Source organism: Citrobacter sp. W9, assembly GCF_026719375.1.
In the GTDB taxonomy this organism is placed as follows: Bacteria; Pseudomonadota; Gammaproteobacteria; order Enterobacterales; family Enterobacteriaceae; genus Citrobacter; species Citrobacter werkmanii.
Map to the genome: position 1 here is coordinate 43027 of NZ_JAPPTE010000015.1, position 23766 is coordinate 66792.

At 53.0% G+C, this 23766-nt stretch carries 24 protein-coding genes and 1 other annotated feature; of the genes, 16 read left to right on the plus strand and 8 right to left on the minus strand.

The genetic code is table 11. From position 1 onward, the window contains the following. Positions 1 to 47 precede the first annotated feature (47 nt). The 5 genes from yidC to OOJ59_RS28260 all read right to left on the minus strand — a co-directional run bounded on the left by yidC (position 48) and on the right by OOJ59_RS28260 (position 2819). A complete protein-coding gene (yidC, locus tag OOJ59_RS19275) occupies positions 48 to 1694 on the minus strand; it encodes a membrane protein insertase YidC (RefSeq protein WP_006687746.1) in 1647 nt (548 codons plus the stop codon). Positions 1695 to 1696: 2 nt separating this feature from the next. After that, positions 1697 to 1954 (minus strand): membrane protein insertion efficiency factor YidD, encoded by a 258-nt coding sequence (yidD, locus tag OOJ59_RS19280; RefSeq protein ID WP_003023846.1) that lies wholly within the window; start codon positions 1952 to 1954, stop codon positions 1697 to 1699. Then, positions 1918 to 2277 carry a ribonuclease P protein component gene (rnpA, locus tag OOJ59_RS19285; RefSeq protein WP_003844432.1) on the minus strand — a complete coding sequence of 120 codons (360 nt, stop codon included), beginning with the start codon at positions 2275 to 2277 and terminating at the stop codon, positions 1918 to 1920. Before rnpA ends, yidD begins: the two co-directional genes overlap by 37 nt. Positions 2278 to 2294: 17 nt before the next feature. Further along, entirely contained in the window at positions 2295 to 2435 is a 141-nt protein-coding gene (gene rpmH / locus OOJ59_RS19290) for a 50S ribosomal protein L34 (RefSeq protein ID WP_003023858.1), read from the minus strand. Between the two features lie 228 nt (positions 2436 to 2663). Next, positions 2664 to 2819 carry a hypothetical protein gene (locus OOJ59_RS28260; protein ID WP_419866962.1) on the minus strand — a complete coding sequence of 52 codons (156 nt, stop codon included), beginning with the start codon at positions 2817 to 2819 and terminating at the stop codon, positions 2664 to 2666. A gap of 221 nt (positions 2820 to 3040) precedes the next feature. Between OOJ59_RS28260 and dnaA the strand changes: the two genes are divergently transcribed. The 9 genes from dnaA to OOJ59_RS19335 all read left to right on the plus strand — a co-directional run bounded on the left by dnaA (position 3041) and on the right by OOJ59_RS19335 (position 15098). Further along, a complete protein-coding gene (dnaA, locus tag OOJ59_RS19295; protein ID WP_003827078.1) occupies positions 3041 to 4444 on the plus strand; it encodes a chromosomal replication initiator protein DnaA in 1404 nt (467 codons plus the stop codon). 4 nt (positions 4445 to 4448) lie between these two features. Further along, positions 4449 to 5549 carry a DNA polymerase III subunit beta gene (gene dnaN / locus OOJ59_RS19300; protein WP_005121477.1) on the plus strand — a complete coding sequence of 367 codons (1101 nt, stop codon included), beginning with the start codon at positions 4449 to 4451 and terminating at the stop codon, positions 5547 to 5549. A gap of 197 nt (positions 5550 to 5746) precedes the next feature. Beyond that, positions 5747 to 6820, plus strand: coding sequence for a DNA replication/repair protein RecF (gene recF, locus OOJ59_RS19305; protein WP_069323651.1), 1074 nt, complete (start codon positions 5747 to 5749; stop codon positions 6818 to 6820). A 28-nt stretch (positions 6821 to 6848) separates the two neighbouring features. Continuing rightward, positions 6849 to 9263, plus strand: coding sequence for a DNA topoisomerase (ATP-hydrolyzing) subunit B (gene gyrB / locus OOJ59_RS19310; RefSeq protein WP_069323652.1), 2415 nt, complete (start codon positions 6849 to 6851; stop codon positions 9261 to 9263). A 209-nt stretch (positions 9264 to 9472) separates the two neighbouring features. Next, positions 9473 to 10285 carry a sugar-phosphatase gene (gene yidA / locus OOJ59_RS19315; RefSeq protein ID WP_038635719.1) on the plus strand — a complete coding sequence of 271 codons (813 nt, stop codon included), beginning with the start codon at positions 9473 to 9475 and terminating at the stop codon, positions 10283 to 10285. Between the two features lie 173 nt (positions 10286 to 10458). Next, a complete protein-coding gene (locus OOJ59_RS19320) occupies positions 10459 to 11469 on the plus strand; it encodes a hypothetical protein (RefSeq protein WP_051594498.1) in 1011 nt (336 codons plus the stop codon). 41 nt (positions 11470 to 11510) lie between these two features. Next, positions 11511 to 12596 (plus strand): BamA/TamA family outer membrane protein, encoded by a 1086-nt coding sequence (locus OOJ59_RS19325; RefSeq protein WP_233638683.1) that lies wholly within the window; start codon positions 11511 to 11513, stop codon positions 12594 to 12596. Between the two features lie 17 nt (positions 12597 to 12613). Then, positions 12614 to 13735: a DUF4056 domain-containing protein gene (locus tag OOJ59_RS19330; RefSeq protein ID WP_160955379.1), complete on the plus strand. Its 1122-nt coding sequence runs from the start codon at positions 12614 to 12616 to the stop codon at positions 13733 to 13735. Between the two features lie 136 nt (positions 13736 to 13871). Continuing rightward, positions 13872 to 15098 (plus strand): DUF3748 domain-containing protein, encoded by a 1227-nt coding sequence (locus tag OOJ59_RS19335; RefSeq protein ID WP_085049151.1) that lies wholly within the window; start codon positions 13872 to 13874, stop codon positions 15096 to 15098. Here the strand turns inward: OOJ59_RS19335 and OOJ59_RS19340 are convergent, their stop codons facing one another. Further along, a complete protein-coding gene (locus tag OOJ59_RS19340; protein WP_085049150.1) occupies positions 15099 to 15431 on the minus strand; it encodes a YceK/YidQ family lipoprotein in 333 nt (110 codons plus the stop codon). Positions 15432 to 15669: 238 nt separating this feature from the next. Further along, positions 15670 to 15742 (plus strand) — a sequence feature (ROSE (Repression Of Heat Shock gene Expression) occurs in the 5'-region of heat shock genes and acts as an RNA thermometer to modulate expression.). Between OOJ59_RS19340 and ibpA the strand changes: the two genes are divergently transcribed. The 6 genes from ibpA to OOJ59_RS19370 all read left to right on the plus strand — a co-directional run bounded on the left by ibpA (position 15736) and on the right by OOJ59_RS19370 (position 19858). Next, positions 15736 to 16149 carry a small heat shock chaperone IbpA gene (gene ibpA / locus OOJ59_RS19345; protein WP_006687722.1) on the plus strand — a complete coding sequence of 138 codons (414 nt, stop codon included), beginning with the start codon at positions 15736 to 15738 and terminating at the stop codon, positions 16147 to 16149. (Overlaps the previous feature by 7 nt.) Before the next feature lie 92 nt (positions 16150 to 16241). Then, positions 16242 to 16670: a small heat shock chaperone IbpB gene (ibpB, locus tag OOJ59_RS19350; protein ID WP_005121488.1), complete on the plus strand. Its 429-nt coding sequence runs from the start codon at positions 16242 to 16244 to the stop codon at positions 16668 to 16670. 124 nt (positions 16671 to 16794) lie between these two features. After that, positions 16795 to 18456, plus strand: coding sequence for a putative transporter (locus OOJ59_RS19355; protein ID WP_160955374.1), 1662 nt, complete (start codon positions 16795 to 16797; stop codon positions 18454 to 18456). A 175-nt stretch (positions 18457 to 18631) separates the two neighbouring features. After that, on the plus strand, positions 18632 to 18979 hold the full coding sequence (locus tag OOJ59_RS19360) for a YidH family protein (protein WP_038635701.1): 348 nt from the start codon (positions 18632 to 18634) through the stop codon (positions 18977 to 18979). Next, positions 18969 to 19331 (plus strand): DUF202 domain-containing protein, encoded by a 363-nt coding sequence (locus OOJ59_RS19365; protein ID WP_085049149.1) that lies wholly within the window; start codon positions 18969 to 18971, stop codon positions 19329 to 19331. Before OOJ59_RS19360 ends, OOJ59_RS19365 begins: the two co-directional genes overlap by 11 nt. A gap of 14 nt (positions 19332 to 19345) precedes the next feature. After that, on the plus strand, positions 19346 to 19858 hold the full coding sequence (locus OOJ59_RS19370) for a radical SAM protein (protein WP_038635697.1): 513 nt from the start codon (positions 19346 to 19348) through the stop codon (positions 19856 to 19858). Positions 19859 to 19869: 11 nt separating this feature from the next. Here the strand turns inward: OOJ59_RS19370 and dsdA are convergent, their stop codons facing one another. Together dsdA and dsdX are read right to left on the minus strand one after the other, a co-directional pair. Then, positions 19870 to 21192 carry a D-serine ammonia-lyase gene (gene dsdA, locus OOJ59_RS19375; protein ID WP_160955375.1) on the minus strand — a complete coding sequence of 441 codons (1323 nt, stop codon included), beginning with the start codon at positions 21190 to 21192 and terminating at the stop codon, positions 19870 to 19872. Between the two features lie 17 nt (positions 21193 to 21209). After that, positions 21210 to 22547, minus strand: coding sequence for a D-serine transporter DsdX (gene dsdX, locus OOJ59_RS19380; protein WP_085049147.1), 1338 nt, complete (start codon positions 22545 to 22547; stop codon positions 21210 to 21212). A 228-nt stretch (positions 22548 to 22775) separates the two neighbouring features. Here dsdX and dsdC point away from each other — a divergent pair, with 228 nt between their 5' ends. Further along, complete coding sequence (dsdC, locus tag OOJ59_RS19385; RefSeq protein WP_038642948.1) at positions 22776 to 23702, plus strand: DNA-binding transcriptional regulator DsdC; 927 nt, start codon at positions 22776 to 22778, stop codon at positions 23700 to 23702. Positions 23703 to 23766: the final 64 nt, after the last annotated feature.

The window sequence follows — 23766 nt, forward strand, 5'->3', positions numbered from 1 at the left end:
GTTCCGTTTGCCGGATGGCGGCTTCGCCTAATCCGGCCTATACCGAATCAGGAGTTTTTCTTCTCGCGGCTATGCAGCCCACGCTTCTCCAGACCACGGTAAATCAGCTGCTGCTGAATAATGGTTACCAGGTTGCTGACGATATAGTACAGCACCAGACCTGACGGGAACCACAGGAAGAACACGGTGAAGATGACCGGCATAAAGGTCATGATCTTCTGCTGCATCGGGTCGGTCACGGTGGTCGGAGACATCTTCTGAATGAAGAACATCGTCACGCCCATCAGGATCGGCAGGATGTAGTACGGGTCCTGTGCAGACAGGTCATGGATCCACAGCGCGAACGGCGCATGACGCAGTTCAATGGAGCCCATCAGCATGTAGTACAACGCCAGGAAGATTGGCATCTGGATGATCAGCGGGAAGCAGCCGCCCAGCGGGTTAACCTTCTCAGCTTTGTACAGGGCCATCATTTCCTGGCTCTGACGCTGTTTGTCATCGCCCAGACGCTCACGCATAGCCTGAATCTTCGGCTGCAGCATACGCATCTTCGCCATGGAGGTGTACTGCGCTTTGGTCAGCGGGTACATGATGCCACGAACGATAAAGGTGATAACGATGATGGAGAAGCCCCAGTTACCCAGGAAGCTATGGATCCACTTCAGCAGTTTAAACAGCGGCTGAGAGATGAACCACAACCAGCCGTAATCCACAGTCAGATCCAGGTGCGGTGCAACGGCCGCCATTTTGTCCTGAATTTCCGGGCCGACCCACAGGGTGCTGGTCATCGCGCCAGTCTGGCCTGGCTGTACCAGTACCGGCTGAGATTTATAGCCGATAGCGGCAATGCCGTTACCCAGGTTAGCGGTGTAGAAGTTGTTGGTGCCGTCGTTACGCGGAACCCATGCCGTTGCGAAATACTGTTGCAGCATTGCGACCCAACCGTCTTTAGCGTTGACGTTCAGGTTTTCGTTTTCAGCAATGGTGTCGAATTTGTATTTCTCATACTTCTCATCCGGCGTGGAGTACGCCGCGCCACGGAAGGTGTGCAGCGCAAAGTTGCTGCTACCGGTGTCGCGATGAGATGGCAGATTGATGGATTGCTTCAACTGACCAAAGGTGGAGATTTCCAGCGGTTTCTCGCCGGCGTTCTGCACGCTGTAGTTAACGTTGACAGCATATTCACCACGCTTGAGGACAAACGTTTTAGTGAACGTGTTACCCGCTGCGTCAGTATAGGTCATCGGGATCTGCAGTTCGTTCTGACCGTCTGCCAGTACAAATGCGTCTTTTTCGACGTTGTACAGCGGACGTGGGCCGTTAGCCGGGTTATCCGGGCCGTCACGACCTGTCAGGCCACTCTGTGCCTGGTAGATGAACTGTGGCGTGGTTTCCAGTAACTGGAACGGTTCGGTAGAACCAAGTTCTTTCGGGTAAGCTGGCAGCGAAGCCTGTTCCACATCACCACCACGGGTGTTGATGGTCAGATCAAGCACGTCAGTTTTAACCGTAATCAGTTTCCCCTGGCCACTGGCCGGTACGCCCTGGTCTGCGGCGCTACCCGCTGCGGTGGTCGTTGTCTGCGTGGTCTGTTGGGCCTGAGGTTGCGGGTTTTTATCCTGCTCCCAGGCTTGCCAGATCATGAAAGACACGAACAGCAAAGCGATGACTAAAAGATTGCGTTGCGAATCCATCGTTAGTGTTCTCTGGTATCAAATGGTCCGGGCGGGACGGGATCGTCACCACCAGGGTGTAAAGGGTGGCATTTTAATACGCGTTTCACCGTCAACCAACTGCCTTTTATCACTCCAAACCTGCGCAATGCCTCAATTCCGTAGCTCGAACAGGTTGGAGTGAAACGGCAATGCGGCCCAAGCAGCGGACTGATCAGGCGTTGATAGACCCGAATGAGGGCTATCAGGACCCGCGAGCCAGGCGACAATGGCGACGCCATAATTTTTCCAACGCTTCCGAGAGAGCACGGTTATCGAGGTCAGCAACCCCTTTTTTCGCCACCACCACGAAATCCATTGCGGGAAGTTCGTGCTGACGTAAACGGAAGCTTTCACGCGTCAGACGTTTAATCCGATTGCGTTCATGCGCACGTTTAACATTTTTCTTGGCGACGGTAAGACCGATACGGGGATGCCCCAGCGAATTCAGGCGGCCGAGGATGGTGATTTGCGGCGTGCCAGCCCGTTGTGGCTGCTGGAAGACGAATGTGAAATGAGTGGGAGTTAACAAACGTAACTCCCTGGGAAATGCGAGCTTAACCACTCAGGGGCTAGCTTTTATTACTTAGAAACGGTCAGACGAGAACGGCCTTTAGCACGACGACGTGCCAGAACCTGACGACCATTTTTATTAGCCATACGAGCACGGAAGCCGTGAGAACGGTTGCGCTTCAGTACAGACGGTTGAAAAGTGCGTTTCATGGCGATTTCTACCTAAACTTGAATAAATTCACTGACTTTTGCGTATACCCGAACGAGTTTCGAACGACTTACGCCACAGTGTGGGTGATTAAAGAGGCCGGATTGTAATAATTGTACACTCCGGAGTCAATTCTCTTTCCTTATTTCCCGCTTTTTTCCACAAGGTTTTGTGTGAAAAACAGGCAGCGTTGACGCCGTAAGGCGACCGTTACTCGCTGGGGGTAAGAATTATACGGGCTGGTGGATAAAGCGCAAGGATCGCCCGGGATCTTTATTAGATCGTTTAAGCAGTAAAGCATCTTTACTCATTAATTTTTTCAATATGCGCGCTAAAACCTGCAGCACTTCTCCAGGATCGTTTACACTTAGCCGATTCTGGATCATCCTGTGGATAAATCGGGAAGAATCTGTGAGAAACAGAAGATCTCTTTCTCAGTTTACGCTATGATCCGCGGTCCCGATCGTTTCAATGGATCCTGATCGGGTAAAATTGCAGATAGCAATTCGCACGTCACCCTTTGCATAGGGTCTTGTCGATGTGCGTCAACAATCATGAATGTTTCAGCCTTTGTCATTTATCGACTTTTGTTCGAGTGGAGTCCGCCGTGTCACTTTCGCTTTGGCAGCAGTGTCTTGCCCGATTGCAGGATGAGTTACCAGCCACAGAATTCAGTATGTGGATACGCCCGTTGCAGGCGGAACTGAGCGATAACACGCTGGCTTTGTATGCGCCAAACCGTTTTGTGCTCGATTGGGTAAGGGACAAATACCTTAATAATATTAATGGATTACTAAATAACTTCTGCGGAGCGGATGCCCCACAGCTGCGTTTTGAGGTCGGAACTAAACCCGTCACGCAAACGCTGAAGACGCCGGTGAACAACGTTGTCGCGCCTGCCCATGTGGCGCAACAAGTACAACCGCAACGTGCTGCTCCGGCGGCGCGTCCAGGCTGGGACAACGTTCCGGCTCCGGCAGAACCTACCTATCGCTCTAACGTCAACGTCAAACATACGTTTGATAACTTCGTTGAAGGTAAATCTAACCAACTGGCGCGCGCGGCGGCACGTCAGGTGGCGGACAACCCTGGCGGCGCCTACAATCCGTTATTCCTTTATGGTGGTACGGGTCTGGGTAAAACCCACCTGTTGCATGCTGTCGGTAACGGCATTATGGCGCGTAAACCGAACGCGAAAGTGGTGTATATGCACTCCGAGCGTTTCGTGCAGGACATGGTTAAAGCTCTGCAAAACAATGCGATCGAAGAGTTTAAACGCTACTACCGCTCCGTCGACGCGCTGCTGATCGATGACATCCAGTTCTTTGCCAACAAAGAGCGCTCGCAGGAAGAATTCTTCCACACCTTCAACGCCCTGCTGGAAGGTAATCAGCAGATCATCCTGACGTCGGATCGTTATCCGAAGGAGATCAATGGCGTTGAAGATCGACTGAAATCCCGCTTTGGCTGGGGGCTGACTGTTGCGATCGAACCGCCTGAGCTGGAAACCCGCGTGGCGATCCTGATGAAAAAAGCTGACGAAAACGACATTCGTCTGCCGGGTGAAGTGGCGTTCTTTATTGCCAAGCGTCTACGCTCTAACGTGCGTGAACTGGAAGGCGCACTGAACCGCGTGATCGCCAACGCCAATTTTACCGGCCGGGCGATTACCATCGATTTCGTGCGCGAAGCGCTGCGCGATCTGCTGGCTTTGCAGGAAAAGTTGGTCACCATCGACAATATTCAGAAGACGGTGGCGGAGTATTACAAAATCAAAATTGCGGATCTGCTGTCAAAGCGTCGATCTCGCTCGGTAGCTCGTCCGCGCCAGATGGCGATGGCGCTGGCAAAAGAGCTCACTAACCACAGTCTGCCGGAAATTGGCGACGCGTTTGGTGGGCGTGACCATACTACCGTGCTTCATGCCTGCCGCAAGATTGAGCAGTTGCGTGAAGAAAGCCATGATATTAAAGAAGATTTCTCCAATTTAATCAGAACATTATCTTCGTGACGCTATGAAATTTACCGTTGAACGTGAACATTTATTAAAACCGCTTCAGCAGGTCAGCGGCCCGCTGGGTGGACGTCCTACACTGCCGATCCTTGGAAACCTGCTGCTGCAGGTCGCTGACGGTGCGCTTTCTCTGACTGGTACCGATCTCGAAATGGAGATGGTGGCGCGCGTGGCGTTGATCCAGCCTCATGAACCTGGTGCTACTACCGTTCCGGCGCGTAAATTCTTCGACATTTGCCGCGGATTGCCGGAAGGCGCGGAAATTGCCGTTCAACTGGAAGGCGACCGCATGCTGGTACGCTCTGGTCGCAGCCGTTTCTCGCTGTCCACGCTGCCTGCCGCCGACTTCCCTAATCTGGATGACTGGCAGAGCGAAGTCGAATTCACCCTGCCACAGGCCACGATGAAGCGCCTGATTGAAGCCACGCAGTTTTCGATGGCGCATCAGGACGTGCGTTACTACTTAAACGGCATGCTGTTTGAAACCGAAGGGGAAGAGCTGCGTACCGTGGCGACCGACGGTCACCGTCTGGCGGTTTGTTCAATGCCTGTCGGTCAGCCGTTGCCCAGCCATTCGGTGATCGTACCGCGTAAAGGCGTGATTGAACTGATGCGTATGCTCGACGGCGGTGACAACCCGCTGCGCGTGCAGATTGGCAGCAACAACATTCGTGCGCACGTGGGCGATTTCATCTTCACCTCCAAGCTGGTTGATGGCCGTTTCCCGGATTATCGCCGCGTATTGCCGAAGAATCCGGACAAACATCTGGAAGCCGGTTGCGATATCCTTAAACAGGCGTTTGCCCGTGCGGCAATTCTTTCTAACGAGAAATTCCGCGGCGTGCGTCTGTATGTCAGCGAAAATCAGCTCAAAATCACCGCCAACAACCCGGAGCAGGAAGAAGCAGAAGAAATTCTGGATGTCTCCTATCCTGGTACAGAACTGGAAATCGGTTTTAACGTGAGCTACGTGCTTGACGTTCTGAACGCGCTGAAGTGCGAGAACGTGCGTATTTTGCTGACCGATTCCGTATCGAGCGTACAGATTGAAGATGCGGCCAGCCAATCCGCAGCCTATGTCGTCATGCCTATGCGCTTGTAAAGAATATCGGGCTATCTTACTTGTTATTCTGGCTCCGGGCAGTGCTCGCACAAAATACGAAGTATTTTGGACGTCCTATGGACGGCCCGAAGGGCGAGCGCAGCGAGCAATCCTCACGTACTTCAGTACGCTACGGTTGCTGTGCGCTGGCCGTAACCAGACTAACTGCGACGATAACGCCCTGGTTATGAGTTGATATGTCGCTATCCCGACTGCTAATCAAAGATTTCCGCAATATTGAAAATGCGGATCTCGCTTTATCCCCCGGCTTTAACTTCCTGGTTGGCGCGAACGGCAGCGGCAAAACCAGTGTGCTGGAAGCCATCTATACGCTCGGCCATGGCCGGGCGTTTCGCAGTTTGCAGATTGGCCGCGTGATTCGCCACGAGCAGGAGTCGTTTGTTTTACACGGACGATTGCAGGGAGAAGAGCGCGAGACATCGATTGGTCTGACGAAAGACAAACTGGGCGACAGCAAAGTGCGCATTGACGGCACTGACGGGCACAAGGTCGCTGAACTGGCGCACCTGATGCCGATGCAGCTGATCACGCCAGAGGGGTTTACTTTACTCAACGGCGGCCCCAAATACAGAAGAGCATTTCTTGACTGGGGATGCTTTCACAATGAAGCCGGATTTTTCACCGCCTGGAGCAACCTGAAGCGACTGCTCAAGCAGCGCAATGCGGCACTGCGCCAGGTGAGTCGTTATGAGCAACTGCGCCCGTGGGATAGAGAACTTATTCCGCTGGCGGAACAAATCAGCACCTGGCGCGCGGAGTACAGCGCGGGTATCGCGCAGGATATGGCGGATACCTGCCAGCAGTTTCTTCCCGAGTTTTCTCTCTCGTTCTCTTTCCAGCGTGGTTGGGAGAAGGAGACAGATTATGCCGAGGTGCTGGAACGCAGTTTTGAACGCGATCGCATGTTGACCTACACCGCACACGGCCCGCATAAGGCGGATTTCCGCATTCGTGCCGACGGTGCGCCGGTAGAAGACACGTTGTCGCGTGGGCAGCTAAAACTGCTAATGTGCGCCTTACGTCTGGCGCAAGGGGAGTTCCTGACCCGTGAAAGCGGACGGCGCTGCCTGTACCTGATAGATGATTTTGCCTCTGAACTGGATGATGCGCGTCGCGGGCTGCTGGCCAGCCGCTTAAAAGCCACGCAATCTCAGGTCTTTGTCAGCGCAATCAGCGCTGAACACGTTATAGACATGTCCGATGAAAATTCGAAGATGTTTACCGTGGAAAAGGGTAAAATAACGGATTAACCCAAGATAAAATGAGCGAGAAACGTTGATGTCGAATTCTTATGACTCCTCCAGTATCAAAGTCCTGAAAGGGCTGGATGCGGTGCGTAAGCGCCCGGGTATGTATATCGGCGACACGGATGACGGCACCGGTCTGCACCACATGGTATTCGAGGTGGTAGATAACGCTATCGACGAAGCGCTCGCGGGTCACTGTAAAGATATCGTGGTAACGATTCACGCGGACAACTCCGTGTCTGTTACCGATGATGGCCGTGGTATCCCAACCGGTATTCACCCGGAAGAGGGCGTTTCGGCGGCGGAAGTTATCATGACTGTTCTGCATGCAGGCGGTAAATTCGATGATAACTCCTATAAAGTTTCCGGTGGTTTGCACGGCGTAGGTGTCTCCGTCGTTAACGCCCTGTCGCAGAAACTGGAGCTGGTGATTCGTCGTGAAGGCAAAGTGCATCAGCAAACTTACGTGCATGGTGTGCCGCAGGCGCCGCTGGCGGTAACAGGCGAAACGGAAGTAACGGGTACTCAGGTCCGTTTCTGGCCAAGCCATGAAACCTTCACTAACGTGACCGAGTTCGAATACGACATTCTGGCGAAGCGTCTGCGCGAGCTGTCATTCCTGAACTCTGGCGTCTCTATTCGTCTGCGCGATAAGCGCGACGGCAAAGAAGATCATTTCCACTACGAAGGCGGCATCAAGGCGTTTGTTGAATATCTCAACAAAAACAAAACGCCGATCCACCCGAATATCTTCTACTTCTCCACCGAAAAAGACGGTATCGGCGTTGAAGTTGCGCTGCAGTGGAACGACGGCTTCCAGGAAAATATCTACTGCTTCACCAACAACATTCCGCAGCGTGACGGCGGGACTCACCTTGCAGGCTTCCGCGCGGCGATGACCCGTACCCTGAACGCCTACATGGACAAAGAAGGCTACAGCAAAAAAGCCAAAGTCAGCGCCACCGGTGACGATGCCCGTGAAGGCCTGATTGCGGTGGTTTCCGTGAAAGTGCCGGACCCGAAATTCTCCTCGCAGACCAAAGACAAACTGGTCTCCTCTGAGGTGAAATCGGCGGTTGAACAGCAGATGAACGAACTGCTGAGCGAATACCTGCTGGAAAACCCGTCTGACGCAAAAATCGTCGTCGGCAAAATTATTGATGCTGCGCGTGCCCGTGAAGCTGCACGTCGTGCGCGTGAAATGACCCGTCGTAAAGGCGCGCTGGACTTAGCCGGTCTGCCGGGCAAGCTGGCGGACTGTCAGGAACGTGACCCGGCGCTGTCTGAACTGTACCTGGTGGAAGGGGACTCCGCGGGCGGCTCTGCGAAGCAGGGGCGTAACCGTAAGAACCAGGCGATTCTGCCGCTGAAGGGTAAAATCCTCAACGTCGAGAAAGCGCGTTTCGACAAAATGCTCTCCTCACAGGATGTGGCGACGCTGATTACCGCGCTCGGCTGCGGCATTGGTCGCGACGAGTACAACCCGGACAAACTGCGTTATCACAGCATCATCATCATGACCGATGCGGACGTCGACGGCTCGCACATTCGTACGCTGCTGTTGACCTTCTTCTATCGTCAGATGCCGGAAATCGTTGAACGCGGCCACGTTTACATTGCGCAGCCACCGCTGTACAAAGTGAAGAAAGGCAAGCAGGAACAGTACATCAAAGACGATGAAGCGATGGATCAATACCAGATCTCTATCGCTCTGGATGGCGCAACGCTGCACACCAACGCCAGCGCGCCTGCCCTTTCAGGTGAGTCGTTAGAGAAACTGGTTTCTGAATACAACGCGACGCAGAAAATGATTGGCCGTATGGAACGTCGTTTCCCGAAAGCGCTGCTGAAAGAGCTGGTTTATCAACCGACGCTGCCGGAAGCTGATTTGGCGAACGAACAGAACGTTACCCGTTGGGTTAACGCGCTGATTACCGAGCTGAACGAAAAAGAACAGCACGGTAGCCTGTGGAAGTTTGATGTTCACCATAACGCAGAGCAGAATCTGTTTGAGCCGATTGTACGCGTACGTACTCACGGTGTGGATACCGACTATGTGCTGGATCACGAGTTTGTGACCGGTGGCGAGTACCATCGTATTTGCACGCTCGGTGAGAAGTTGCGCGGGCTGATCGAAGACGATGCGTTTATCGAACGTGGCGAGCGTCGCCAGCCGGTGGCCAGCTTTGAGCAGGCGCTGGAATGGCTGCAGAAAGAGTCTCGTCGCGGTCTCGCTATCCAGCGTTATAAAGGTCTGGGCGAGATGAACCCGGAACAGCTGTGGGAAACGACCATGGATCCGGAAAGCCGTCGCATGTTGCGCGTTACTGTGAAGGATGCGATTGCCGCTGACCAGCTGTTCACCACCCTGATGGGCGATGCCGTCGAACCACGCCGCGCATTTATCGAAGAAAACGCCCTGAAAGCGGCGAACATCGATATCTAAGCCAATCTGTAGGCCGGATAAGGCGGTTTACGCTGCCATCCGGCAAGATGTTGTATTGTGCCTGATGGCGCGTTGCTTATCAGGCCTACAAACGACAACCGACCTACAAAAGGGGAATCTTGATTCCCCTTTCTATCCTCCTTTTCGTAGCTGTTTTTTGAGCGGAATCGCGTTAGCATGAGGGCGGACTCATTTAATCCGGGGAACTCATGGCTATCAAACTTATTGCTATCGACATGGATGGCACACTTCTGCTGCCCGATCACACCATTTCACCTGCAGTCAAAACGGCAATTGCCGCGGCACGCGCGCGTGGCGTGAACGTAGTGCTGACCACGGGACGCCCGTATGCCGGCGTTCACAGCTATCTGAAAGAACTGCACATGGAACAACCCGGTGACTACTGCATTACCTACAACGGTGCGCTGGTGCAGAAAGCAGGCGATGGCAGTACTGTGGCGCAAACCGCGCTGAGCTATGATGATTATCGCTATTTGGAGCAACTCTCCCGGGAAGTTGGCTCGCATTTCCACGCGCTCGATCGCAACACGTTGTATACCGCTAACCGTGATATCAGTTATTACACGGTGCATGAATCGTTTGTCGCGACGATTCCGCTGGTGTTCTGTGAGGCTGAAAAAATGGATCCGGCGACCCAGTTCCTGAAAGTGATGATGATTGATGAGCCGGAGATCCTCGACAAGGCCATCTCGCGCATTCCGGCGGAAGTGAAAGAAAAGTACACCGTGCTGAAAAGTGCGCCGTACTTCCTCGAAATCCTTGATAAACGCGTCAACAAAGGGACTGGCGTAAAATCGCTGGCCGATGCGTTGGGAATTAAAGCCGAAGAGGTTATGGCGATTGGCGATCAGGAAAACGACATCGCGATGATTGAATACGCCGGCGTGGGCGTTGCGATGGATAACGCCATTCCAACGGTGAAAGAGATCGCCAACTTTGTGACGAAATCTAATCTGGAAGACGGTGTTGCCTGGGCCATTGAGAAGTACGTCCTCTCCTGATGTGCGTTATGCCTGGCTTCGGCCAGGCATAAAACATTAAGAATGTTATAAAAATCACGTTTGTATTATCAGATGTGAAACCGCACATTAATCCCCCCATTTAGTACGCAACTTCTATACTCTCCCACCTTCTTTTATATTCAGGCGGTTCCTGCCTGCAACTATGTTTTCTTATGACTAACACAAGCATTCGCCTGGTGTTGATGACGTCTTCCTGTTTGATTTTTCAAGCCTGTGCTGCGACGGATTCTGGCTCAACGTTAACACCTTTGTATGATTATCAGGATGATGGTCAGGCCGCTTCTTTGCCGGTAAAACCGGCGACTAAACCTGCTGCAAGCCACTCCGTTTTGCCCTTTTTAGGCGACGAGGCGCGTAAACGTGGTTACGACCTGCCTGAGCCGTTTGGTGTGAATATTAACTACATGAATATCAGGCAGAATATTAATGTAGACAGTATTAACTTTAATGGCCTTTCTTTGGGTGGTCATTCGCTGGATAACGCATTCAAAATTAACGTTGGCAATACGCGCGAGAGAAGCAAAACAGAAACCCTGAAACTGGATGCCTGGCTGCTGCCGTTTATGAACGTCTATGGCCTGGTGGGCTATACCGACGGTCACTCCGTTTCGCAGATTGGTGTAGGCATTAAAGGGCCACGCAAAGTTCACACGCCAGACAATTTGCAAAACCTGGCGTTTCAGCTCGACTTTAAAGGCACAACCTACGGTGTGGGGACGACACTGGTGGGCGGTGTGGGTAACTGGTTTACGGCTTTTGATGCCAATTATACTCAGACGCAGTTTGACATTCTTGACGGTAGTATTGATGCCTTCACGGTTTCTCCGCGAGTCGGTTATCGCTTTACCACCCCGGGTGTGGAAGCACTGTACTTGCCGTCCGGCAAGCTGAATCTGTGGATTGGCAGTATGTATCAGGACGTGCAGCAAGAATTCAGGGGTAGCCTTAGCGATCTCAATATGCCGTCTGAGACGCTGCAGAAAATGGTGGATATCGCGAATAAGGACGGCAATGGCCGTTTCGACGTTAAACAGCATCTGCAATCCCCCTGGAACGTACTGGTCGGGGCGCAGTATGAATTGACCCGAAACTTTAACGTGACGACCGAAATTGGCTTTGCAGACCGTAACAGCTTTTTCATGGCTGGAGAGTACCGCTTTTGATCCGCCTCGCTTTCTTGTTGTTGGTGAGTCTGTTCGCCTGCATTGCGCAGGCAGAATTACCGACCCGCGACGAAGTTGACGGCTGGCTGAATACACTGGGCGCCAGCGATAACTTTAACGCCAGCAAAGGTATCGATTGGGGCGTAATGCCGGGGCCGTTTTACACTCCGGAACTGGGGTTGGGGATAGGTACCGCGGTGGTGGGAATGTATCGCCCAGACCCAAACGACACGGTGAGTCAGAACTCGACGCTGACCCTCAGCGGCTACTTTAGCTCAACGGGCGCTTTCGGCGTCACTATGCAAAATTATGCTTTTTTTGCCGACGATCGCTGGCGTTTCTTTCTCAATGGCGCATTAACCGATACACCAACCTGGTACTGGGGGCAGGGATTTAGTGCCGGAGATAAAGACAGCCAGAAACAGCAATATACGGCTCAGGATCTGAATCTGCACCCCACGTTATATCGTCGGGTAGCGCCTAATATCTATCTGGGCGTCGGCTGGTCGCTGAACGCGCAACATGCTGCGCAAATGGATGGTAACGATCCGCCAAAAATTGAAAATACCGGGCAGGGCGCGTCGGTGCTAAGTTCCGGCAGCAGTGTCGAACTTAGCTGGGATGACCGCGACTTTGTTCCTAACCCGCGCCAGGGACAATATGCCGACGTACGCTATACCCGCTATACGCCCGATGCGGGGAGCGATACCCGGTTTGATGAATACCAGTTGCACTACAGCCGCTACCACTCTCTGGACGAGAAGAATGTGCTTGCCTGGGAGATGGACGGTGCCTTTACTCAGGGGGATGTGCCGTGGAGCATGATGCCGCTGCTCGGTAGCAATCAGCGGATGCGCGGCTATTACGAAGGACGCTATCGCGATAAAAACGCCGTCAGCGGGCAGGTAGAGTATCGCCGCAAACTTGACTGGCGGCATGGCGTGGTTGGCTGGTTGGGCGCAGGGACGATGGGGCCATCATTTAGCGCGCTGGATGACGGACGCTGGCTACCCTCGGCGGGGGTGGGGTATCGCTTTGAATTTAAGCCGCGGGTGAATGTGCGTCTGGATTATGGCATTGGCAAAGGGAGCAGCGGTTTTTATTTTCAGGTAGGAGAGGCGTTTTGATCAATAAAGTGCTGCTGATGACTATCTTGTTATTGGCAACGGTCGGGGTCCATGCTGCGATACCTGTACCTTTGCAGTTGGTAAATGAAGATGACAAGGCCGAAAGCACCGCCTGGCCAGTTGTTTCGCCGCTCCCTGCGCCCCAAGGGTTACGTCCGTGCTGCGCTTTTGGTTACGACCTGCACGCGCAGGTGCTGGATATGCCAGTACCGTTTTATGAACTTAATAACGTCGTGACAGCTAACGGTATTGGCGAGCATCGCTATAACGATAGCTTGCTGTTAGGGTTAGTGAACCTGGCCGGCATCGGGCATGAACACAATGGCATTGTGTACACCTCTCGCGGCGGTTTCATCGATATCGCGCATGTACGAGATACCGCAGATATGACGGTCTGGCTTTTTAGCCATCTACTTCCACAGTTAGGTCAGCCTTTTACGTTGCGACTCGAAGATGAACTGGCGGAGCGGCATATCGTTTTCAACGCCTTCACACCACCTGAAACGGCGGGCGATCGTTACGCATTAGCTGCCTGGCTGGCAGCACATCTGGCCTTTCAGCTCGCGGCCTGGCATGAAATTGCACAATGGTACGGTTTTGAGTCAGTTCCTGGGTTTTCTGAGGAAGTTTCCGCATTTTCACCGGAAGATCTCTACTCCAACCTGTTGGGGGCAAGAATTGCGGTGTCGCTGATCCTTGATGGGCAACTGGCAACATCAGGGATGTACGATGCGGCAATGAATAATGCACTGCGTCAGGCGTTAACGCAGTTGGGAGCTAAGTCAGAAACAATAACCCGTTTTCAGTTTGATATGCTGGATGGCAAGTGGTGGAACAGCCAGCGTCGGGTGCCGGAGAAATATCTGGTGCTGCACAGAAACTACGATGTAAGTGATTCGCGTTTGCCAACGCCAGTGCCGGGCGAAAAAGCCGCGCCGCTACGCCTGTCATTACCGCATCACTGGCGAAATTATTCCCTTGATTCGCTGGCGCAACTTCAACTCCGGCCCGGAAGTAACATGGCGCGGCTACCTTTACCACAATCCTGGTATAGCGATGCTAATTTCCCTGCGCTGGCTACGCTTGCAGGTGCCAGGGATAATCTGTCGAAAGTGGATGAGAATTCATTCCTTTATTAAAAACCTCCATCAGAACTTCACTGGCGGAGGTTTTTCTGCATATGCCGGGCCCAATCCGATAATCGCTACGCTAAATCCTGCAAGTGAAGTGCTTGTGAAGTATGATTGCTTAAATCGTCTTGTATCAGGGCATCCCATGAAGCAAATCACCTTTACGCCGCGTAATCATCAGCTTACCAATATCAACACCTGGACCCCGGACAGTCAGTGGCTGGTCTTCGACGTGCGTCCTTCCGGTGCCTCTTTTACGGGGGAAACGATTGAACGCGTCAATGTCCATACTGGCGAACTGGAGGTGATTTACCGGGCCACTCAGGGGGCACATGTGGGCGTGGTGACCGTTCATCCAAAGTCGGAAAAGTATGTTTTTATTCATGGGCCAGAAAATCCAGATGAAACATGGGATTACGACTTTCATCATCGCCGTGGGGTGATTGTTTCGCAGGCAGAGGTGACGAATCTGGATGCGATGGATATCACCGCGCCGTACACGCCTGGCGCGTTACGCGGCGGCAGTCATGTGCATGTCTTTAGCCCGAACGGTGAGTTTGTCAGTTTTACTTATAACGACCATGTGCTGCATGAACGCTCTCCGGCGCTGGATTTACGTAACGTCGGCGTGGCTGCGCCGTATGGTCCGGTGAACGTATCCGCGCAGCATCCACGTGAATATAGCGGGAGCCGCTGGTGCGTGCTGGTGAGTCAAACGACACCGGCGCCAAAACCGGGGAGCGATGAGATAAACCGCGCCTATGAAGAAGGTTGGGTGGGCGAAAGCACACTGGCGTTTATCGGCGATACGTTGTCAGTGACCGGTGAGAAAGTGCCGGAGCTGTTTATTGTTGATTTGCCTCAGAATGAAAGCGGCTGGAAACAGCCGGGTGATGCTCCGCTGGAGGGCACAGAGGCGACAATGCCTGCGCCGCCATCCGGTATTCGCCAACGTCGCCTGACGTTTACTCATGAGCGCGCCTTTCCGGGGCTGGTGAATCAGCCGCGCCACTGGGTGCGCAGTAATCCGCAGACGTCTGAAATTGCGTTTTTAATGCGCGACAACCATGGCGTTGTGCAACTGTGGTTAATTCCACCACAGGGTGGTGAGCCGCGTCAGCTTACCCGTTGCGCCACGGGTATTCAGTCGGCATTCAACTGGCATCCATCAGGGAAATGGCTGGGATTTGTGCTGGAAAACAGAATAGCCTGTTGTGATGCTCAGACGGGAGAGATTGATTTTTTAACGGCGCGTCACGGCAACCCTCCGTCGGCCGATGCGGTTGTCTTCTCTCCTGATGGGCGACTGGTTGCGTGGATGGAAGAGGTCGAAGGTTTCCGCCAACTGTGGATGACTGAAACAGGGCGTTAATTAAGGTGCAGTCATTTTCGCCGGGGGGATAACGGCGTTCGTGGCCTGCGTTCTCTCCTCGCTCTTTTCTACGCGGGATCTCACCGAGTTATCTTTACGAAAGAGATCCCACGGAAGCAATACGGTATCCAGCACCGCAGTAAAAGGCATATCCAGAATCGCCAGCGACTTCGTTCCCCAATTCGTATCACTTTCGCTGATCATGGTGGCGCTGGCGCGTGTGCCAGGATACGTCCCTTCTTTGCCTCCGGTATGCGACATTATGCTGGAACAACCGCTCAAAAACGCCATCCCGCTGCACATTGTCAGTGTTACCAACATTTTTTTTATCATCGTTTATTCATCTGTTTTCATCGTGTTTGCATGGTGAGTTAAAGCGATCCGTTGCGAAAATAACATCACCATTTCGTCGCACTGTGGCGGCTATCGCGATTTATCGATAACAACTGCTCTCCCCAGTGTATGCAATAGACAACAAACTGCAAAAAAAGTCAGATGAATACACTTGAAAAGTTTGTGTTAAGACCCATTTTTAGGATGTAGACAACAGAAGGGCATGCCTGATGGGTGTTCTGGCTACCTGACCTGTCCATGATGGAAGGTCTCACATTCTCGCTGATTTCAGGAGCTATTGATTATGCGTAACTTTGATTTATCCCCGCTGTACCGTTCTGCTATTGGTTTTGACCGTCTGTTTAACCTGCTGGAAAACAACCAGAGCCAGAGTAATGGCGGCTACCCTCCGTACAACGTTGAGCTGGTAGACGAAAACCATTACCGCATTGCGATTGCCGTTGCCGGTTTTGCTGAAAGCGAGCTGGAAATTACCGCGCAGGACAATCTGCTGGTGGTAAAAGGCGCTCATGCGGATGAGCAAAAAGAACGTACTTACCTGTATCAGGGTATTGCCGAGCGCAACTTCGAACGTAAGTTCCAGTTAGCGGAGAACATTCATGTTCGCGGCGCAAACCTGGTGAATGGTCTGCTGTATATCGATCTTGAGCGCGTTATTCCCGAAGCGAACAAACCGCGCCGCATCGAAATCAACTAATTCTGTGGGCCGCTTCAGGCGGCCCTGCTAAGCAATCGGCTTGCCGTCAGGGAGCCGAAAGGTACCTACTCGCTTCTTAGAAGGAGATTATTATGCGTAACTACGATTTATCCCCACTGCTGCGTCAATGGATCGGTTTTGACAAACTGGCCAATGCGTTACAAAACGCCGGTGAAAGCCAGAGCTTCCCACCCTATAACATCGAAAAGAGCGATGATAACCACTATCGCATTACCCTTGCGTTAGCCGGTTTCCGCCAGGAAGATCTGGATATTCAACTGGAAGGCACACGCCTGACGGTGAAAGGTACACCGCAGCAGCCGGAAAAAGAGACAAAATGGTTGCACCAGGGGCTGGTTACTCAGTCGTTCAGTCTGAGCTTTACGCTGGCTGAAAATATGGAGGTCTCCGGCGCAAGCTTTACTAACGGCTTGCTGCATATCGATTTGACCCGTAATGAACCTGAAACCATTGCTCCACAACGTATCGCCATCAGCGAACGTCCCGCATTAAATAGCTAAATAGCTCCATGCCTTTGCCCCGCCAGAAATGACGGGGCTTTTTTGTGCTTTACCACCCATACATTGCGACTGTACTCTGCGAGAATCCATTTACTTAATGATGTTATTCACAGGGAACAGGATAATGAGTGATATAGCATTGACGGTCAGCGTTCTGGCGTTGGTGGCGGTTGTCGGATTATGGATCGGCAACATAAAAATACGTGGCGTTGGTTTTGGCATCGGAGGGGTGCTGTTCGGCGGTATTATCGTCGGACATTTTGTCGATCAGGCAGGGATGACCCTGAGCGGCGACATGCTGCATTTCATTCAGGAATTTGGCCTGATTCTTTTCGTCTACACCATCGGTATTCAGGTGGGGCCGGGCTTTTTTGCGTCACTGCGTGTTTCCGGGCTGCGGCTGAATCTGTTTGCCGTACTGATTGTCATCATGGGGGGGCTGGTCACCGCGATCCTGCATAAGATTTTTGCCATTCCCCTTCCGGTGGTGCTGGGGATATTCTCCGGCGCGGTCACCAATACGCCGGCGCTGGGGGCGGGGCAGCAAATTCTGCGCGATCTGGGGACGCCAGCAGATATTGTAGACCAGATGGGGATGAGCTATGCCATGGCTTATCCTTTTGGTATCTGCGGTATTTTGCTCACGATGTGGCTGATGCGCCTTATTTTCCGCGTTAACGTCGATGCTGAAGCTCAGCAGCATGAATCCACGTTGACCAACGGACACGCGCTGATTCAGACCATGAACATCCGCGTGGAAAACCCGAACCTCAACAATATGGCGATTCAGGATGTCCCAATTCTGAACAGCGATAAAATCATCTGCTCGCGTCTGAAACGTGAAGAGACATTGATGGTGCCGTCGCCAGGGACGATTATCCAGATGGGCGACCTGCTACACCTGGTCGGCCAGCCCGGTGACCTGCATAACGCGCAGGTGGTGATTGGGCAGGAGGTGGACACATCGCTGTCGACGCGAGGTACTGATTTACGCGTTGAACGCGTGGTGGTGACCAACGAACAGGTGCTGGGTAAACGTATCCGCGACCTGCATTTTAAAGAACGTTACGACGTGGTTATCTCCCGTTTGAACCGTGCGGGCGTTGAGCTGGTGGCCAGCAGCGATGCCAGCCTGCAATTCGGGGATATCCTCAATCTGGTGGGGCGTCCCGCGTCCATTGATGCCGTTGCCAATGTTGTCGGCAACGCGCAGCAAAAACTGCAACAGGTGCAGATGCTGCCGGTATTTATCGGTATAGGACTGGGTGTTCTACTGGGGTCCATCCCGCTGTTCATCCCGGGTTTCCCGGTGGCGTTAAAATTGGGTTTGGCCGGTGGACCGCTGATCATGGCCTTAATTCTGGGGCGTATTGGCAGCATTGGTAAGCTGTACTGGTTTATGCCTCCCAGCGCTAACCTGGCGCTGCGAGAGTTAGGTATTGTGCTGTTCCTTGCGGTGGTTGGCCTGAAGTCCGGCGGTGATTTTGTTAATACGCTGACTCAGGGCGATGGGCTGAGTTGGGTCGGGTACGGTATTTTTATTACCGCCATTCCGCTGATTACCGTGGGACTGCTGGCGCGTATCTTCGCCAAAATGAACTATCTGACGCTGTGCGGTATGCTGGCCGGCTCGATGACCGATCCCCCCGCGCTGGCGTTTGCTAACAACCTGCATGCCACCAGCGGGGCGGCGGCGCTCTCCTATGCTACCGTTTACCCGCTGGTGATGTTCCTGAGGATTATCACCCCACAGCTGCTGGCGGTGCTCTTCTGGGGAATAGGTTAGTAACAGCGTATCCGGCCTGCATCTTCTGTAGGTCGGATACGGTGCAAGTCGCCATTCGCCACATCTTTTTTTTCCATTGTCTCATCACATTACGTTCTCTTCCGTTTGCGAATCAGGTTCATACTGCTGAACTGTTCCGGTATAACGACCAGACAACAATATTGAAGGAGTCGTCATGAAGATTTCCCGCCTAGGGGAAGCGCCGGATTACCGCTTCTCGCTGGCAAATGAACGCACATTTCTGGCATGGATACGCACCTCGTTAGGTTTTCTGGCCGCAGGCGTTGGTCTGGATCAACTGGCTCCGGATTTCGCCACGCCAGTTATTCGCGAAGTATTGGCCCTGTTGCTGTGTCTGTTTGCTGGCGGTCTGGCTATTTATGGTTATTTGCGCTGGTTACGTAATGAAAAGGCAATGCGCTTGAAAGAGGATTTGCCTTACACCCACAGTTTGCTCATTATCAGCGCAATGCTGACGATTGTAGCGGTGATTGTTATGGTGCTGGTGCTGTATGCCGGATAGCCGTAAATCGCGACGTATCGCCGATCCGGGACTACAACCGGAGCGCACATCGTTGGCATGGTTTCGTACGTTGTTGGGTTATGGCGCGTTAATGGCGCTGGCGATTAAGCACAACTGGCATCAGGCTGGGGCACTGTTCTGGATATCTATCGTCATACTGACGTTGGTGGCGATTATTCTCTGGCGTTATACCCGCAGCCGTAATCTCATGGATGTGAGTGATAGTGATTTTTCTGAATCTCGCGCGGTGCGTGACAAATTTATGATCTCCCTCGCGGTGTTATCCCTCGCAATACTGTTTGCTGTAACGCATGTTCGCCAACTTATCGTATTTATCGAGAATTTTGCATGACAGGATGTGAGAACATGGATGTTAGTGATGACGTTTTAGAAATGGTGATTAACCACCAGAAAAGTTTACAACCGGTTGAATTGTATCGTGGTTTGCAACAAGGAAAAGTTCGCCTCGTACAGTTTACTCCTTTGATTAAGCGCGATGCTTCAGGTTACCTGACTGAAGATTCAGTGACGCCGGACGGGTGGGGGCGATTTTTAATTGCGATATTTGATATCTGGGTACGTGAAGATATTAATCAAATATCTATTCAGCTTTTCGATAATACGCTACGCCAGTGGTGTGGTCGGACTGCACTGTTTGAATGCCAGACGATGACACTGCAGAATACACGCTGTCAGGCATGCTCTTTGTTTCAGTACTACCATGGAGATTGTCCTGCGTATCGCGAGGAGAATGGAAAGGGCGTGCTGTGTACAGGATATCAGGCTTTCTTCAACCATACCGCGCCGCATATGCGCGTGATGCGTGACCTGCTTAAGCAGCATCGCTCACCGATGGAACTGATGGCGATGCTGCGTTAAGCTCAGCGGCGTTATCGTCCTTTGGCCAGATACTGCGCCATTTCGGCTTCCGGCACCATGCCGCCGCCGGTCGCCCACACCAGATGAGTGGCGTTATTGAGCTGGTCGGCGCTGAAGCCGTGCATCAGCTGATAGTCAGCAGAGGCGCAAACGTGCTGCGGACCGGCCATCCCCGCCAGCGCTGAAGGCTCAAGGCGAATCCCTTCTTCCTGCGCCAGCCAGCCCAGCATGTCGTACATCGTCTGATCGTCCAGGGTGTACAGACCGTCGAGCAGACGTTCCATCGCCCGGCCGACAAACCCCGAAGCGCGGCCCACCGCCAGCCCATCCGCCGCCGTCAGGTTGTCGATGCCAATGTCCTGCACGGAAATGGTATCGTGCAGCCCGGTATAAATCCCCAGCAGCATGCAGGGTGAATGGGTCGGCTCGGCGAAGAAGCAGTGTACGTTATCGCCAAACGCCAGCTTCAGACCAAACGCCACCCCGCCAGGACCGCCGCCGACGCCGCACGGCAGGTAGACAAACAGCGGATGGTCAGAATCCACCACGCGACCCTGCTGCGCGAACTGCGCCTTCAGACGCTGACCAGCCACCGCGTAACCTAAAAACAGCGTGCGGGAATTTTCATCATCAATAAAGAAGCAGTTCGGATCGGACTCTGCCGCTTTGCGACCCTGTTCAACCGCCACGCCGTAATCTTCTTCATACTCGACGACCGTCACGCCGTGACTGCGTAGTTTGGCTTTTTTCCATGCGCGCGCGTCGGCAGACATATGTACCGTCACCTTAAAGCCGATACGGGCGCTCATGATGCCAATCGACATCCCGAGGTTGCCGGTGGAGCCTACCGCGATGCTGTACTGGCTGAAAAACTGTTTAAATTCAGGTGAAAGCAGAATGCTGTAATCATCTTCTGTCGTCAGCAGACCGGCTTCCAGCGCCAGTTTTTCCGCGTGGGTCAGGACCTCATAAATGCCGCCACGCGCTTTAATTGAGCCGGAAATCGGCAGGTGGCTGTCTTTTTTCAGCAACAGTTCGCCGCAGATGTGCTGTCCGAATGCTTTTTCCAGTCGTTTTTGCATCAATGGGATTGCAGCCAGCTCAGACTCAATAATGCCGCCGGTGGCTGCGGTTTCCGGGAAGGCCTGTGCCAGGTACGGCGCGAAGCGCGTCAGCCGGGCATGGGCATCCTGAACATCGTGTTCGGTCAGGCCAACATAGGGTAAACCTTCTGCAAGAGAGGTGGTGCCAGGGTTAAACCAGGCCGTCTCTTTGAGAGCCACCAGATCTTCCACTAAAGGATACTGGCCGATAAGTGTTTGAATGTTTTCCATAGTCAGTCTCTTCGCGCTTAAATAATAAAGGAAAGCAGGAATGTGCACACCAGTGCAATCACGGACGCGATAAATGTCGCGGTCGTATAGTATTTGAACGTCTCATTCAGGGTGGCGCCGCAGTACTGCTTCACCAGCCAGAAGAGGGAATCTGTGACGATCGTGCAGCCAATGGCGCCGGAACCAATTGCAATAGCGATGATCTCCGGGCTAACGTTGGGATAGAGCGGCAGCATTGGTGCCACGATTGCCGTCGCGCCCATCATCGCCACCGTGGCAGAGCCCACCGCAGCATGCAGAATTAACGCCACCAGCCACGCCAGCAGAATTGGGTGCATATGCATGTTTGAAAGGATTAGCGCGAGGGTATCCGCCAGCCCGCTACTCTTGAGGATAGCGTTGAATGCGCCGCCTGCGCCGATAATCAGCAGAATGTTGGCAATCGAACCAAACCCGTTTTCAGTGTGGGTCAGCAGCGCGCCCATGCCGATGTGCTGACGCAGGCCGAGAATGTAGTAGGCCACGAAGACGGCAATAAACATCGCGGTGATCGGGTTACCAATAAACTCCAGCAGCGTATACAGCGTGCTGCCTTTTGCCATGTTCAACTCAGCAACGGTTTTGACCAGCATCAGGCCAATCGGCAACAGGACGGTAAACAGCGTTGCGCCCAGCGACGGCAGCGTACTTTCGTCGCGCACTTTCAGGTCGGAAAACTCAGCCGGCACCGGTTTAAACGGCAGGCGGTTACCGAGAAATTTCAGATACAGCGGCCCGCCGACAAGCGAGGCCATTAAGCCCACCAGTAAACCATAAACAATTACGCTGCCAATGTCCGCACCCAGCTTATTCGCGACGAACAGAGCGGCCGGATGCGGCGGCACCACACAGTGCACCGCCATCAGCGCCGTACACAGTGGGATCGCCAGCTTCAGCAGTGAAGTATTGGTCTTTTTGGCAATCGAAAAAGCCAGCGGAATCAACAGTACCACGCCGACTTCAACAAACAGCGTGATCCCGCAAATCAGCCCGACCAGCACCATAATGACATCAGCGGAAAGCCAGCGGCAGCGCTGTAACGTCAGGCCAATGCGTTCTGCCGCGCCGGACACTTCCATCATTTTGCCCAGAATGGTCCCGAGGCCGATAACCGCGGCGAGGAAGCCCAGCGTACCGCCAATGCCGCTCTCAATGGCATTGACCATATCCAGCGGCCCCATACCCATCATCGTACCCACGAAGAAGCTGGCTAACAGCAGCGCCAGAAACGGGTGGAATTTGAACTTCACGATGGTCAAAACGATTAACACGATGCTTATCAGCAGCGTGCTCACAACCCAGATTTGAGAGTGCATAACTCACCTTGCCCTGTGATTAACCTGAGGTTATTGGACAAAAATAAGGCAGGGTCTGACAAACGATATAAATCCTCTTTAACATGAGCCAGATTGCATCAAGTGAGTGATTTACGTCTAATTACACGTCATTAATGCGATATGGTTCACTATGAATCATCTTTGTGCTGATTTTTACAGCGGTTTTTTTTACACTCCGACGCATGATTCAGGATGACAGAGATGAATATGGATCCCCTACGCGAAGTCAGAAACCGACTACTTAACGGCTGGCAGCTGTCAAAGCTGTATACCTTTGAAGTGGCGGCCCGCCATCAGTCGTTTGCGCTGGCGGCAGAGGAGTTGTCATTAAGCCCCAGCGCTGTCAGCCACCGCATTAATCAGCTGGAAGATGAGCTGGGTATTCAGCTGTTTGTCCGTTCTCACCGCAAAGTGGAACTGACTCACGAGGGTAAACGGGTGTTCTGGGCGCTGAAATCGTCGCTGGACACGCTTAACCAGGAAATTCTTGATATCAAAAATCAGGAACTGTCGGGGACGCTCACCGTGTACTCACGGCCCTCTATCGCCCAGTGTTGGCTGGTTCCGGCGCTCGGCGACTTCACCCGTCGCTACCCGTCGATTTCGCTGACCATGCTGACCGGGAACGACAACGTCAATCTGCAGCGTGCCGGCATCGACCTGGCGATCTATTTTGATGATGCGCCCTCCGCGCAGCTCACGCATCATTTTCTGATGGATGAAGAGATTTTGCCGGTCTGCAGCCCGGACTATGCCTCTCGTTATGGTCTCACTGGCTCGTTGGTGAATTTGCCGCACTGTACGTTGCTGCATGACAGACAGGCGTGGAGCAACGATTCCGGGACCGATGAATGGCACAGTTGGGCGCAGCATTTTGCGGTAAATTTGCCGACATCGTCGGGCATTGGTTTCGATCGTTCTGATTTAGCGGTGATTGCGGCAATGAATCACATCGGCGTAGCGATGGGCCGTAAGAGGCTGGTGCAAAAACGCCTCGATAGCGGAGAGCTGGTCGCGCCTTTTGGCGATATGGCGCTGAAATGCCATCAGCATTACTACATCACCACGCTGCCCGGCAGGCAGTGGCCGAAAATCGAGGCGTTTATTGGCTGGCTACAGGAGCAGGTTAAATAAGCGGGGCATGCATATTTTTTACGCTTTCTCTCTACACGGAAAGTGAAAAAGCATGCTAAATACG